Genomic DNA, 13,320 nt, shown 5'->3' with positions numbered 1-13,320 from the left:
TTTTTTATTTCCAAGTCGCTGCCACGTTCAACGCGCTCGAGAAGGATAATTCCGATAACTGCCCTTCTCCTTCACACCAATCCCCGACAAACGCCATCGTCTCCTTTGGTCCGTCCTGCATAAAATTAGGTAATCCGCTTTGGCCCATTTTCCATTTGATTTCTTGAACGATTGCCCGTTTCATTGTCCGCTCGACGACGAGACGTTCCTGCCATGTCGGATAATGTTGATCAAGGAGCCGGTGAATGTGTTGGACCTTTTCCGCCAGATAATCCGGATTTCCGACTTCTGGGTGGGCAAGATAAGCAACAACCTGTAAGACTTGACCATCTTTCGGCGCGATACTCGGATCGTAATGGGATAGATCCGTTACGAACAGTTGATGTGTACGGTCGTACACATATGAAAACGGTGTTTTGAGGTATGGACTGATCCCGACATCATATACGAGAACTTCCACCGGTTCGTACTGCGCAAATGGTTCGATGAAGGATTGAACGGATGCCGGCAATGCCAGTTTCCGCATATCCCGGGGAGGAAGCGCCAGGACAACCCGGTTCACAATCCATTCGGTCTTTTTCCGGTCACGTAACTGATATCCTTGTTCATATTCTTCAATCGCCGTGATTTTAGTTTTCCGATGGATGGTTCCGCCTTGTTCTTGGATGACCCGTTCCAGTTCATCAATTAAAACTTGCCATCCTCCGGCGATATAGGAGACCGGCTTTCGTGTCCGAAAGAGTTTGCGGTAATAGTCAAAATAGACGACTGACGGAATGTTTTCCGGTTCGGTCGTAAAAAAATTGCTGGAGGCCAGATCAAGCATCAGACGGGACACATCTTCCTCCGTTTTTTCCCGTATCAACCATTGACCAATTGACAACTCCGGCTCCCCTTTTTCAAGCCGGAGAACGGTTTTCACGACTTCCCATGTGAAACGAAGTTTATCCGTTCCGCCTATCACTTCTGTTTTTAAGAGACCGATTGCATTGGCGGGAGCAGCCGTTAAATGACCGGAAAATTCATATTTTGCTTTTGCCGAAGAAAAGTCCAGCCAGGTAATCTCTAATTTCAGATTTTTTATGATCGTCTTTAAGACGGACTGATCACGCCCGTATATCGCATGCGCCCCGTAATTGAATGTATAGCCTTTAATGCGTTGTGAGGTCGCTCTGCCGCCTAACATCGCGGCATCATAAAGTTGTACCTGTTTCCCTTGTTTCGCAAGCAAGGCAGCAACGGATAACCCTGCCAGTCCACCACCGACGACTGCTATCGATTCCATTCTGTTCCCTCCAGTCAGGCTCTCTTACTCAATGGTTTGTTTTAACTCTTTTCCCGCTTTTTAGACGAAAAAAACGACAGCACTTTCAGCTGTCGTCTGCAGGTCATTCCTTATTTCCACCACGTATCCAGGGGTGAAACCGGCATATGGTGTTTATGGCCAACCCGTTTATACTGAGCTTCGAGTTTAGCCTGACTTTCAGCGGAGATGGTTTTCCCCTCCAAGTAGTCATCGATTTCATTGTACGTCATGCCGAGTGCTTGTTCATCCGGCAACCCCGGCTGGTTATCTTCTAAATCTGCTGTCGGTACCTTTTCAATCAGTCCTTCAGGTGCCTGTAATTGACGTAACAGTTGTTTTCCCTGTCGCTTGTTCAAACCGGCCAATGGCGTCAAATCACAAGCACCGTCTCCGTGTTTCGTATAAAACCCGGTCACGAATTCAGCTGCATGATCGGTTCCGACGACGAGACAGCCGTAATGGGCCGCTATATCATACTGTACTTTCATCCGTTCCCGCGCTTTTGTATTTCCTTTACTAAAATCAGACAAGACGTCTCCTGTCGCTTGTTCAAAAGAAGCCATGGAAGCAGCGACGGCCGGCTTGATGTCCACGCGTAACGCATGATCCGGACGGATGAAGGACAGGGCAAGCTGGGCATCCGACTCGTCTTGTTGTTGACCATACGGTAATCGTACAGCGTAGAATTGATAATCGCGATTCGTCTCACTGCGTAACTCCTCAACCGCGATTTGACAAAGACGACCGGCTAACGAAGAATCTTGTCCTCCCGAGATTCCAAGAACAAGTCCTTTTGCTCCTGTATGCACAAGATACTCTTTTAAGAATTGAACGCGTTGCTTAATCTCTTCTTCAGCGTCAATGACTGGTTTGACTCCCGTCACTTGAATGATTTCCTGTTGCATGAAACCGTCACACTCCTTCATTTTTCATCATGTCTTCCTTAGTTCAAAAGCTCACTTTCCGCTTTCGTGATGGACGTCGATTGATCCTTCACTTGTCGGATGGTCATCGCTTCGATCCGGGTCGGATGACTGGAAGGCGGAAGCTCGACTTTTACTTCGTACCGTTTAGTCTCCAGTCCTTTAAACCGTTCTTGTTCGATGGCTTGGGTAAATACCTGCTCTTGCGAAAAAGTATACAGTACTTTTTGATCCGCATCCTTGATTTTCAATTCAAACCGTTGGGATGTCGGGAATGTCAGAGTCAATGCTTGCTCATTCGGATTCTTTAATTCCACGACAGCCAAAACCGTATTGGATTCGAGCAGTTTGCCGGACACCTTGATTTCAATCGGTTGTACCGCATCGTCTTGTGTCGCTGGCTTTTCCTGTTCCTGCTGGTTACACCCGGCTAAAATCAACGTCAGGACACATACACACGATATCCGTATAATCCATTTCAAAACAACGCCCCCTCTCTTCTCACTTAACAATTTTAGCACAAAAAAGAGGCAGGATAAGGTTCGCCCTCATCCTGCCTCTTCAATTCATAAATTAAGCAACCGGAATCGTTGCTGTCATTTTTGATGGAGAAAATAATTGTTCGATCCCCGTCACAAACAATTCATCGCAAATGGCGTCCGTTGCCGTTGCAGGTGCCACAAGTGTAATCGTCCGGCTGTCCACTGTCTCAATCGTCACGAACACTCCTGAAGCTGTGCGTTCTTTGTACCCTACCGCTAAGTCTGTTTCAGCAAAAAGTATCATATCCCCGAATCTCCTTTGTTATGTCAGATGTCAGTCAAACCAAAATAGCCGTTTGAATTCGAATCAGTTATTGTGATTTCACTTTATCAAAACAGAAAAAACACCGGAAAATTCTCGTTCGACATTTCGTGTCAAAACTTTATTCCAAAAAATACAACCATTTTTTGGAACATCGAGATAGTTGCTGTATACATCTTTAAAATGGCGTTTTATCAACACATTTCAATTCCATTTCAAAACCATTACAAAATAATATTCATTTTTTCCCATTTCCCTTAGTTAGAAGGGAAAATATACCTAGACATCTCACTTGTTATTTTGTCGAATGGTTCTTCGCACACCGTTTATTTGAAGTTCTTATGAACTTTCACCTGACATTCGATTCATTTGTTGCCAAACCGTACCTAGTGCTTCTTCCCCACTTTCAATCCGGGCCAGTGCGAGTTCCGCCTGAAGCGCGACTTCATATTCCTTATCTTGTACGGCTTCTTTTAGGCGTGGAATCGATTGTTCCGTTCCGACATCAAATAAAAAGCGTGCCGCACGCCAACGTACCAGTTTATTTTTATCCGTCAAGGCTTCCATCATCATTACTTCTGCCTCCGGCAAGGCCCAGTCAGAAATCGTATCTCCCGCAGTTCGTCGGACACTGCTTGAAGGATCATGCAAGGCATTCGTAATATAGTCCAATAGTTCCAATCGATTTTCTTCAAACATGCCAAGTTTGACTACGGCTTGTCTTCTGATCTGCATCTTTTCATCCTGAAGCAGCTTCGCATAGGCCGGAATCCAGTCCAGTTCGATTGGCAGTTCGTCAAGCGCTGCAAAACGCTGTTTCCAATCGGACGAAGTTAACGCTTGTCCGTCAAATGTCACTTCTTCTCCAGAAGCGATGGTTTTTAAACGGTCTATCCGCTCTGATGGATACGCGACTTCAATTTCTTGGGCCACTTCCTCCAAACTTTCATCCAAATCACCGTAACGCGGTGCTTGCTCAACCCACCGGCGGTCACTGATGACATTTTTGACATAAGGCTGAACGAATAGTGCGGCTTCCCGGAACCGGTCGGGTAATCCGTGACGTTTTTCTTCTAATCCTTTGACTCCTTTTAGCTGCATCGGTACGCCTAAAATAAATTGGATAAACAGATGAACAGGCTCAAATGCCTCATCCGTTTCATGTCTTTCAACATCACTGAGTATTTCACCAAACGACCGACGAATCTCGATGACTAACGTCCGCCAATCATATTTCGGAAACCGTTCGACAGCTAAAAAATCACTGACTTGATATACTGATTTAATGCCTGGAATCTCTAGTAATTTTGCGACGTGGTCCGGTGCACCGAATGCATGTTCAAATGTTTGTCCCTTCTCCGAAAACGTTTCATCGACGATGACCTTCATATTGTTCGGACTTGGTGTTGGTTCAATTGCTATAATCTTCATCTTAATCCCTCCCCCTTTTATCATTCAGAAATTCGTTTCAAAATGCAACGCATACGCTTTTGTTTTCAGATCCTATCAAAAAGAAGCAAGAAAGCGCCCACCACGCGGTGAACGCTTATCGGCAAGACTGCGTTTACGCATGTTCTTCCGAGAAAACTTCTTCTAGAATCTCACAAAATGCATCCGGTGTCTCGAGCATACCCATGTGGCTGCTGTCCGTCGATCGCTTGATGACCCGCTCGTTTTGAGGTGCAAACGCACTGTCTTCTGAAATCAACGGATCCTTCTCACCATGTATAATCACTCCCGGAACGCTTGTCCGGCTTAAGACTGGTGTCAAATCTCTTCGATCACGCATCGCCGTCAACGCCCGAATGGCTCCTTCGACCGTCATCATGTAGCCGATTTCCTTTGCTTCTGAGACGATCATCGCATCTGTTCCTTCTGCAAACAACCCGGGCACTAATCCGTCAACGAATTCCCGCACGCCGATTTCCTGAACCCGGCTGATATTTTGATTTCTTTTTTGTTTAGCGTCGTCTGTATCTGCTTTAGCGGTCGAATAGACAAGTCCAAATCCGCTGATTTTTTCCGAATAGGTTTCGACAATCGATGAGACGATGTAACCCCCGAATGAATGACCGATCAAAATGGGCCGTTCGATACCTCTTCGTTCAAGATCCTTCATTACCCATGCAGCAAATCCTTCAATTGTATCAGGACCGACCGATTGTCCCTCATGACCGGGTAAAGCAAGTACGAGTACATCAAATGACAAACGCAGTCTCGCTTCAACCCGACTAAAATAATCTGTTCCTCCGGCAAAACCATGTAATAAAACAAGTGGTTGTTTTGACATTCAACTAGTCATCCTTTCCATTCCGATGCAAGCATTCGGTATATCGTTAAATCCATGAATCGTCCATGACTGTAAGCATAGTCTTCAAGTAATCCTTCTGCCTGAAAACCGAGTTTTTGAACCAAGGCATTGGAGGCAATGTTTTCAGGTGCAACCAAAGCACTGATCCGGTGCAAAGCAAAATCTTCAAATCCGTGTGTCAGGACCGCTCGTGCTGCTTCCGAAGCCACACCCTGTTGCCAATAGTCCTGGCTGACTTCAAATCCGATTTCCGCCCGGTGATACTGGGTCAACCAATTATGAAATCCAATTGTTCCAATCAATTGATTCGTTTGTTGATCGGCAATCGCCCACCGGATCGCTTTTCCTTGAGTAAACTGTTCTTTAAAATAACTGATGACATTTTTGGCTTCATACACCGTGACCAGCGGATCAGAGCCGTAATAATACATGACCTCGTCATCCGACAGAATCTTGAATAAATCCCGTGCATCTTTGTTTTCCAACTCTCTCAGGATGAACCGTTCTGTTTTTAGTTCCGGGAATGGTTTTCTCAACCCCCACATACCCAATCACCTCTTTTCTATATTATGCCCGTTTTCAGAAGGAAATACCCTTTTCGCTGCTGAGAAGTTTTGCTACTATTGAACTTATTCACGTTCTGATATGAAAGGAAGTCGCTTTTCAATGTCCAATTCCCTGCTTTATTTGTATGAAGATGCCGAAAATAACCGTTTGACGATGTCCGGTGTCACTTTTGCAGACTTTATCATGTCGATTAGCTCTAAAAGTGCTCTGCTCGTTTCCGGAGCTGCTTTTAAAACCGTCAAACACTCTTCCCGGACCGCCTTTCATTATGTCGAGGCCCATGAAGTGGAGCAATTCGTTCAATCGAGCGATGTCGAACGTTTTCCTCTGAATGCCGTCGATATCCGTTCCTCCCATTCGCTGGATGTCCTGACCGATGTCGAAATCGCAGAGCTTTTATTTTTAATGCATATGAAACGCGGCATGCCGAGTCCTTTCATGACATCCGTCGACAACGAATGGGCTTATTTCAGTGAGCATGACGGCACACAAGCTACCGTCTATTTAAATGACTGGTCAAGTGTTGAACAGGTCCTGTCAACGTTGTTGCAACAAAAAATTCGCCGGGAACTCCGTGTTCCGGCCGCCTCACCGCTTACAGCTGAAATCATCATTAATCTCCGTCAGCTACTGCAGGAAGGAATCTTAATTGATTTTGCGCATACACGGCAATCCATGTTCACACGTCAGACGACTATTCCGATTTATATCGCCGGCCGATACGAAGACATGCATGTCCTGAAAGAAGACCTGGAAACAAAAAAAGAATCCATCGTCTTGCGCGGTGAGTTGATCCATCGCAAAAAAAGCTGGAGTTTGGAGTTACAATGATCCCAAGCCTGTTTATCACTTGATAACAGGATAGTTTTTTCATATTTTTCAAACCGCTATTTTTGCTCGTTTTTTGCCTAATCCTCTATATGACAATACCGTTACTAATTTGTTGGAATTTTCACATAAATTAAGACTGGCATCTGTTGCAGACTTCGTTATAATGAGATTAACCTTTTGGAAGTTAGAAGTTGGAATTGATTTTCTGATGATTTAATTTAAGTCTGTATCAACCGAAGGAGGAATTTAGCATGGATCAGTTAAAAGTGAACGGTATCGGTTCATTCACCAAGTTTGCAACGAATGGAAACATCCTGAAATTGAAGGATGCGACAACAGGCGAACTGAAAGTATCGTTGAATGAAGCGAGCTCAATGACTATCTCACCTATTGATGAAGAAACAGGATTATTCATTATCCGTGGTCAGCAACAAGAACCGCTCGTGGAACTGACCCTCCCTCGTCAATCGTGCGAAGTCGTTCACGCTTGGCTCCTCCATAAATTAAGACGACAAAAAAAGAGTCGCTTCATGGCGTCTAGCTAAAACCATTTACTCCTTTATTTCATTATCACTGCAAGATGTTGCTCACGCCACGGTTAGAGATGTTCTAACCGTGGCGTGTTTTTTGTTGAATGTCAGCTACTTTCCATCAGTTCATCGATTAGACACGATTCCTTTGATTCTATTCCTGAAAAACGGATTGGTTAGTGATGCCGCTTTCATCGCATGGTATGATTAAAAAAATGAAATTCTACTGGAGGCGTCGCTTTAATGGATAAGATTGCTTGGATTACCGATAGTATGGCTTTTTTCCCACCCGGGGAAGCTGAAAAACTCGGAGTCCATGTCGTACCAACAGTCATCATCATCAACGGGGAATCGTATCGGGAATATACTGACCTGTCGATCGAACAACTGGATCAAAAAATGCGCGAAAGCTCTTCTGTCATCCCGACGACTTCACAGCCTTCGTTTGGTGAGTTAGTTGAACTTTACGAACGTTTACAGGCAGAAGGTTATGATTATGCGTATGCTGTTCACATCACAAGCGGATTGAGCGGTACTTATGCCAGCTCTGTCGCTGCTGCAGATGCTGTCGGCTTTAAATTATATGCCATCGACTCCTATACCGGTGCTGCCAACCAACAAAATATGTTACGTCTTTCGATGGAAATGGCGCAAGCCGGAAAACAGCCGGAAGAAGTCATGCAGGTCTTGGAACAGTTCAAACACCATTCTCATTTTTATCTGATTATCGGCAATATGGAGACGATGCGTCGAAGTGGACGTGTGTCGAGCAGTCAGTTTTTGCTGGCCAACATGCTGAACATTAAACCGATCGTGAAGTTCGACGAGGTCGGGAAACTCGTTCCGTTTAAGAAAGTACGTTCCATCAAAAAAGCATTTCAGGAAATGTCATCCGAGATTGCTGTTAAAATCGAACAGTTCGGATTATACAATCAAACCCTCTACATCGGTCATACACTGGCGCGGTCTTCCGCCGAACAATTACGTGATCTGTTGCAGACGAAACTCCCGCAGATCTCGATCGAGATTACACAATTCGGTCCATCCATCCTGACACATGCCGGGTCGGAAACAGTCGGTGTGTACTGGTTCGATGATTTGACGGTCACTCGATGATTGACGACATCTTCCATTGAAGACCTTATCATTAAAATAGTTCCGCTGCTCAGGCGGTTTTGGGATGATTCCGATACCATATCGGAATCATCTTTTTTATAATTCACATAACAAAACCGGACAAAAAAAACCGAATGAGACCTTTTATCAAGTGTCCTCATTCGGTAAATGTTATTTAGAATTAGAATTTCATCTGCTTAAAGACATCATCCAGCATTTTTGCTTCGTCCTCTTCCCGCGGAATCGTCTGATGCGGACGATGGATCCGTTCCGTCCACGCTTCCGACGGATATACCGTCCAACTCAACTGCTCCACTTCCTCCAGGTAACGGAGTATCGTTTCAAGCGAAGCCTCTTCGTTGTGTTGACGCAACCAGTTTTCATAACGTTTATCCGGTTTGCCGTCTTTCAGTAAAATCCTCCCGCTTTCGAGAATCGCCCATTTCGGCTTTGCATCGATTTGAAACAACTCCAACTGACGGAATGCCTCAAACGTACGACTCGTAAATGGAATCAAGCCGTTTTTTTCGACCAGACGCTTTAATCGTAAATGCGTCCGCATCGTCATAAACCGTTTTTCTTCTCCCACTCGTTCTACCAATAAAGTAGGAACGGCAATCTTTTTCATCGCGGCTTCATCAAAAAGCAGACTGTGATCGATATCAAGTAGTAACATGATGCGTCTCCTTTTGTTTCCGTCGCGGTGAAATGAAGGCATAGGACAGACAAAGGATGAAGGAAGCAAAACAAAAACCACCGACTACATCCGAGAAGTAATGAACGTTTAAGATAATACGGGACGATCCCATGGCCAAGATCAACAGACTAAGAAAGATACCTAAGATCACTTTCCCGGACCGGTTTAAAAATCGCCAACTCAGAATCAAAAAACCACCGTACACCGCGAAAGCCATTGAAGAATGACCGCTTGGAAAACTGTAGCCGACTCCGCCGACCAACTCATTGAGTGACGGACGGTCCCGGACAAAAATTACTTTAGCGACCTGATTGAGAACAGCCACTGCCAAAAAGTTCGACAGATACCAAATACTCCCTACACGATCACGCCACAGGTAATAACTGATGGCGGTCAACAGGACGGTCATCGTCACAGCCCCTACTCCCGAGCCTAATTGCGTGAACCAACTGACATAGTCAGCCGGTACTTGTTTCGACATACGGTTCGACAGTTGCGCGTCAAACAAAAAATATCCCGTCAATCGGATCGAGATGGCAATCCCTATGAAAATGATGAACGCAATGCCTGAAACGACTAATGCTTTTCGGTTTAATTTCATCAATACGTCCCTTTCCGTTGTTCGAGTTCTTCTGCCGAATAGTCTTCTTTATCACGCAATCGGTGCGCGAGACGACCGGACGCATTGGCAGCGATCGCGGCAACGATGTCATCCATGAACGTATTGACCCGTCCGTCATTGACCTTCGTATCGAGTTCTTTAATAATTCCGACCTTCGCCTTATCCAAATAACCAAATGTTGTGACGGCAATCGATCCGTACGTATTGACGGCTCCGATCGCAATCGTCTCATCCACGCCAAACAAACCTTCATCACTGCGAATGATGGATAAAAGCGGTTCAGACAACAGTCCTTTTTCGGCTAAAATATCGAGTTCTGCCCCAACAAGAATTGCATGTTGCAATTCCCGCTTTTCGAGAACACGCTCTACAGAGCTGAGACATGTTTCAAGCGTCAGTTCAATCGTGTATGGTGCTTGCATTTGATACACGATTTCAGCAATCGCGTGAATCGTGACGCCCCGCTCATGCAGCTTATCGATTGCTGCTTGTTTTACTTCTTTAGAATGTGCTTTTTCTTTCATGACAAAATCCACCTCTCTGACAAAGTTCTTCACAAGTATACACGGATTGCTCCTCTCTCCTCAAACTTCTTTGACATCACGCGGATAATCCGTCATGATTATCCTGTAAAGCGTTATCATTTCAGGGGAAAGTAGGGGATTTTCGATGAACATCGGGGTAGTTTTGTTTCCATCGAAACGAATTCAGGACTTTGCGAATTCATACCGCAAACGGTACGATTCCAAGTATGCGTTGATTACACCACACATTACGATGCGGGAGCGGATCAATATCGATGATACTGAACTTGATTCCATCGTAACAGCTCTCAACAAAGTAGCGGAGCAAACGAAACCAGTTTCACTTCACATTCAAGGAGCTCGTTCTTTCCACCCGACGAATAATGTCTTATTTTTAAAAGTCATGCCGACGGATGAATTGGAACAATTACATCAGGCTTTGCACACGGGTGATTTGAGTCACACACCCAAGTATGATTTCTTACCTCACATCACAATCGGTCAGGATTTATCCGATGTCGAATTATTCGACGTTCTCGAACGATTGAAGATGGAGGATATCCGCTTCCAAGAAGATGTCACTAAGATGGCTCTGCTGTATGAGCTCGAAAACGGTTCTTGGAGTGTGTACGAAACGTTCCGATTTACAGGTCAATAACATCAAACTTCCCGGTCGAACTTGCGACCGGGAAGTTTTAGTTCTGGCAAAACCCCATAAGCATTAGCTTGTTCTTCTAATTCGGCATGATACGGCTCGACACGTTTAATCGGATTGATACGGGCGACCGGTTCTGTCTTTCGTTCCAAGTCGACCCTTACTTGCCGGTTCACATACTGGACCACCGTAAAATCTACCTGGTACATATGATGTCCTCCCTCTACTTCAGCTGGTTATTCTGTTATTCCCAAAATCGCTTTAAGAAAAACAAAAAACCAGAGTTTCCCCTGGTTTCAGCTGTACCGTATCGTTCAGAATGTACCCGAAATCTTATTATAAGATATGGAAACCGCTGTCGACGTGCAGAATCTCACCTGTGACACCACTCGACATTTGGGACAAGAGGAACAATCCGCTTTGACCGATTTGTTCTGTCGTGACGTTACGGTGAAGCGGAGCCCGCTCTTCGATACTTTCAAGAATTGAATTGAAATCGCCGACACCTTTTGCAGAAACCGTCCGGACCGGACCGGCTGAAATCGCATTGACGCGAACGCCCTGCTTTCCGTATTCTGCTGCTAAGTAACGGACACTTGCATCGAGTGCCGCTTTTGCGACGCCCATCACGTTATAGTTCGGAACCATTTTTTCGCCACCGAGATACGTCAATGTAATGACAGAAGCATCTTCCGTGAAGAAGTCTTTTGCCGCTTTCACGACAGCTGTCAGGCTGTATGCCGAGATATCAAGTGCTTGCGCAAACTGTTCACGTGTCACACCCGAGAATTCACCGCGCAAGGCTTCTTTATCGGCAAAAGCAATCGAGTGGGCAAGTCCTGAAATCTTCCCGTGATCAGCATGAATCGTTTCAAATACCTGTTCGATTTCAGCATCGCTCGTCACATCACATGTGTAGTAAGTAGCCGGTCGTGAAAGTTCTTGACCTAACTTTTCGAGTGGTGCCTTAAAACGTTCTCCGACATACGTAAAGGCAAGACTTGCCCCTGCTGCATCAAGAGCACGTGCGATTCCCCATGCGATTGACCGTTGATTGATGACACCCATTACAACATACGTCTTTCCCTCAAGCGAAGGATAAATATTCATTATGAGTTCCCCCTTAAATTAGTACCTGGTAATAACACCTATATCTAGGTTACAAAAACGTAACGCTTCTGTCAACCATCGCTCTTGATATTGCGATTTTGATAAATTACGGTAATATAGAAAGAGACAGAAAGTAGGGATGGAATGAACCGTTTTAAATCATTTACACAACGTTATGATAACACGTTGCTTTTTTTGCTCGGTTGTTTGATGGTCGTCAGTGTCATCGCAATCTATACCGCGCAACCTTTTTTACAAGGGGCAATCAGTGAAATCAATTTCATGGCTAAGCAGATTCAGTGGTATATCATCGGATTTATCGCACTGTCTGTCGTCATTCTCATCGATTATGAGCAACTGAAACGTTTCCATTGGTACTTATACGGGGCAGGAATTGTCTCCCTGATTGGTCTTGTCGTCTTACGAGGGACACCGTTGGTCGCAAATATTAAAGGAGCCTACGGTTGGTATCAGTTCCCGGTCATCGGAACCGTTCAGCCGGCTGAGTTCATGAAGTTTTTCTTGATTGTCTCACTCGCTGCCGTCATCTCGGAACACAACGCCCGGTACGTCCAGCATGAGCGGGACTTCCTGCTCTTAGTCAAGATGGTCGCTCTCACATTGCTTCCACTCGCTTTGATTATCATTCAACCCGACTTAGGAATCGGCTTGATCCTCTGTGTCATTTTGGCTTGTGCCATGTTACTGTCCGGCTTGAACTGGAAATGGTTACTTACGATGTTCGGCTTGTTGGCTGTCGCAATCGTCGGATTCTTTTATCTGTTTTATTTCCAAAATGATTTACTTGCCACCTTCTTCCCGGGGCATGCGATGAACCGGATCATGGCTTGGTTACAACCGTTTGAATATGCGGATGACCTTTCCTATCAGTTGGTCCAGTCGATTAACGCTATCGGTTCAGGACAGATGTTTGGTGTCGGGTACGGAAAACTTCAAGTATCGGTTCCCGAACTGCACACCGATTTTATCTTCACTGCGATTTCAGCTCACTACGGCTTTATCGGTGCGGCTGTCGTTCTAATTATCCTGTTCCTATTCATCTACCGGTTGATTCAAATCGCGCTGGAAACAGCAGATCCGTTTGGAACGTATATCGTGACAGGATACGTCGCGATGTTCACATTCCAGATCTTCCAAAACATCGGGATGACGATGGGGGTCTTACCGATCACCGGTCTCCCGCTTCCCTTCATTAGTTACGGAGGGTCGACGATGATCGTTAACCTGGTTGGACTCGGCTTAATTATGGCCATCGCTTCACAGTCCCGCATCTCCATGTTTGATGAAGATTAACGTCAAAAAA

17 protein-coding genes are annotated in these 13,320 nt (G+C 45.2%); 5 read left to right on the top strand and 12 right to left on the bottom strand.

Translation table 11 applies throughout. The features are described from left to right. Nucleotides 1–4: 4 nt before the first annotated feature. From KNP91_RS03955 to KNP91_RS03925, 7 genes are all read right to left on the bottom strand, one after another. Nucleotides 5–1,285 carry a protoporphyrinogen/coproporphyrinogen oxidase gene (locus KNP91_RS03955; protein ID WP_012370892.1) on the bottom strand — a complete coding sequence of 427 codons (1,281 nt, stop codon included), beginning with the start codon at nucleotides 1,283–1,285 and terminating at the stop codon, nucleotides 5–7. A 110-nt stretch (nucleotides 1,286–1,395) separates the two neighbouring features. Further along, on the bottom strand, nucleotides 1,396–2,211 hold the full coding sequence (gene nadE, locus KNP91_RS03950; protein ID WP_214848795.1) for an ammonia-dependent NAD(+) synthetase: 816 nt from the start codon (nucleotides 2,209–2,211) through the stop codon (nucleotides 1,396–1,398). 38 nt (nucleotides 2,212–2,249) lie between these two features. Then, the gene (locus KNP91_RS03945; protein ID WP_012370894.1) at nucleotides 2,250–2,711 is read right to left on the bottom strand and encodes a BsuPI-related putative proteinase inhibitor; all 462 of its coding nucleotides are present in this window, start codon (nucleotides 2,709–2,711) and stop codon (nucleotides 2,250–2,252) included. A gap of 91 nt (nucleotides 2,712–2,802) precedes the next feature. Then, nucleotides 2,803–3,015: a hypothetical protein gene (locus KNP91_RS03940; protein WP_012370895.1), complete on the bottom strand. Its 213-nt coding sequence runs from the start codon at nucleotides 3,013–3,015 to the stop codon at nucleotides 2,803–2,805. A 357-nt stretch (nucleotides 3,016–3,372) separates the two neighbouring features. After that, a complete protein-coding gene (locus tag KNP91_RS03935) occupies nucleotides 3,373–4,464 on the bottom strand; it encodes a virulence factor (protein ID WP_214848793.1) in 1,092 nt (363 codons plus the stop codon). A 133-nt stretch (nucleotides 4,465–4,597) separates the two neighbouring features. After that, complete coding sequence (locus KNP91_RS03930) at nucleotides 4,598–5,323, bottom strand: alpha/beta fold hydrolase (RefSeq protein WP_012370897.1); 726 nt, start codon at nucleotides 5,321–5,323, stop codon at nucleotides 4,598–4,600. Nucleotides 5,324–5,331: 8 nt separating this feature from the next. Next, a complete protein-coding gene (locus KNP91_RS03925) occupies nucleotides 5,332–5,889 on the bottom strand; it encodes a GNAT family N-acetyltransferase (RefSeq protein WP_012370898.1) in 558 nt (185 codons plus the stop codon). Between the two features lie 121 nt (nucleotides 5,890–6,010). Between KNP91_RS03925 and KNP91_RS03920 the strand changes: the two genes are divergently transcribed. The 3 genes from KNP91_RS03920 to KNP91_RS03910 all read left to right on the top strand — a co-directional run bounded on the left by KNP91_RS03920 (nucleotide 6,011) and on the right by KNP91_RS03910 (nucleotide 8,388). Next, nucleotides 6,011–6,742 (top strand): hypothetical protein, encoded by a 732-nt coding sequence (locus KNP91_RS03920; RefSeq protein ID WP_214848791.1) that lies wholly within the window; start codon nucleotides 6,011–6,013, stop codon nucleotides 6,740–6,742. Between the two features lie 251 nt (nucleotides 6,743–6,993). After that, entirely contained in the window at nucleotides 6,994–7,287 is a 294-nt protein-coding gene (locus tag KNP91_RS03915; RefSeq protein WP_012370900.1) for a hypothetical protein, read from the top strand. A gap of 228 nt (nucleotides 7,288–7,515) precedes the next feature. Then, nucleotides 7,516–8,388 carry a DegV family protein gene (locus KNP91_RS03910; RefSeq protein ID WP_214763603.1) on the top strand — a complete coding sequence of 291 codons (873 nt, stop codon included), beginning with the start codon at nucleotides 7,516–7,518 and terminating at the stop codon, nucleotides 8,386–8,388. Nucleotides 8,389–8,569: 181 nt separating this feature from the next. Here KNP91_RS03910 and KNP91_RS03905 read toward each other — a convergent pair whose 3' ends face one another. The 3 genes from KNP91_RS03905 to KNP91_RS03895 are packed head-to-tail and all read right to left on the bottom strand — an operon-like array spanning nucleotide 8,570 to nucleotide 10,231. Beyond that, complete coding sequence (locus KNP91_RS03905) at nucleotides 8,570–9,064, bottom strand: HAD family hydrolase (protein WP_214763602.1); 495 nt, start codon at nucleotides 9,062–9,064, stop codon at nucleotides 8,570–8,572. Next, nucleotides 9,051–9,686 carry a phosphatase PAP2 family protein gene (locus KNP91_RS03900; RefSeq protein WP_214763600.1) on the bottom strand — a complete coding sequence of 212 codons (636 nt, stop codon included), beginning with the start codon at nucleotides 9,684–9,686 and terminating at the stop codon, nucleotides 9,051–9,053. The genes KNP91_RS03905 and KNP91_RS03900 overlap by 14 nt, the downstream gene beginning before the upstream one ends. Continuing rightward, on the bottom strand, nucleotides 9,686–10,231 hold the full coding sequence (locus KNP91_RS03895) for a phosphatidylglycerophosphatase A family protein (protein WP_012370905.1): 546 nt from the start codon (nucleotides 10,229–10,231) through the stop codon (nucleotides 9,686–9,688). The genes KNP91_RS03900 and KNP91_RS03895 overlap by 1 nt, the downstream gene beginning before the upstream one ends. A 145-nt stretch (nucleotides 10,232–10,376) precedes the next feature. On the opposite strand from KNP91_RS03895, the gene KNP91_RS03890 reads away from it, so the two are divergent. Then, a complete protein-coding gene (locus KNP91_RS03890) occupies nucleotides 10,377–10,889 on the top strand; it encodes a YjcG family protein (protein WP_012370906.1) in 513 nt (170 codons plus the stop codon). Between the two features lie 2 nt (nucleotides 10,890–10,891). Here the strand turns inward: KNP91_RS03890 and KNP91_RS03885 are convergent, their stop codons facing one another. Both KNP91_RS03885 and fabI read right to left on the bottom strand, forming a co-directional pair. Then, nucleotides 10,892–11,095 (bottom strand): hypothetical protein, encoded by a 204-nt coding sequence (locus KNP91_RS03885; RefSeq protein WP_012370907.1) that lies wholly within the window; start codon nucleotides 11,093–11,095, stop codon nucleotides 10,892–10,894. 127 nt (nucleotides 11,096–11,222) lie between these two features. Then, nucleotides 11,223–11,996, bottom strand: a complete 774-nt coding sequence (gene fabI / locus KNP91_RS03880; RefSeq protein ID WP_214848788.1) for an enoyl-ACP reductase FabI — start codon at nucleotides 11,994–11,996, stop codon at nucleotides 11,223–11,225. A gap of 144 nt (nucleotides 11,997–12,140) precedes the next feature. Here fabI and KNP91_RS03875 point away from each other — a divergent pair, with 144 nt between their 5' ends. Continuing rightward, complete coding sequence (locus KNP91_RS03875; RefSeq protein ID WP_012370909.1) at nucleotides 12,141–13,310, top strand: FtsW/RodA/SpoVE family cell cycle protein; 1,170 nt, start codon at nucleotides 12,141–12,143, stop codon at nucleotides 13,308–13,310. Nucleotides 13,311–13,320: the final 10 nt, after the last annotated feature.

Origin of the sequence: Exiguobacterium sp. s138, assembly GCF_018618775.1 — a bacterium.
Lineage (GTDB): Bacteria > Bacillota > Bacilli > Exiguobacteriales > Exiguobacteriaceae > Exiguobacterium_A > Exiguobacterium_A artemiae.
Note: the sequence above shows the minus strand (reverse complement) of the source record. Positions and strands in the feature narration are given on the sequence as shown.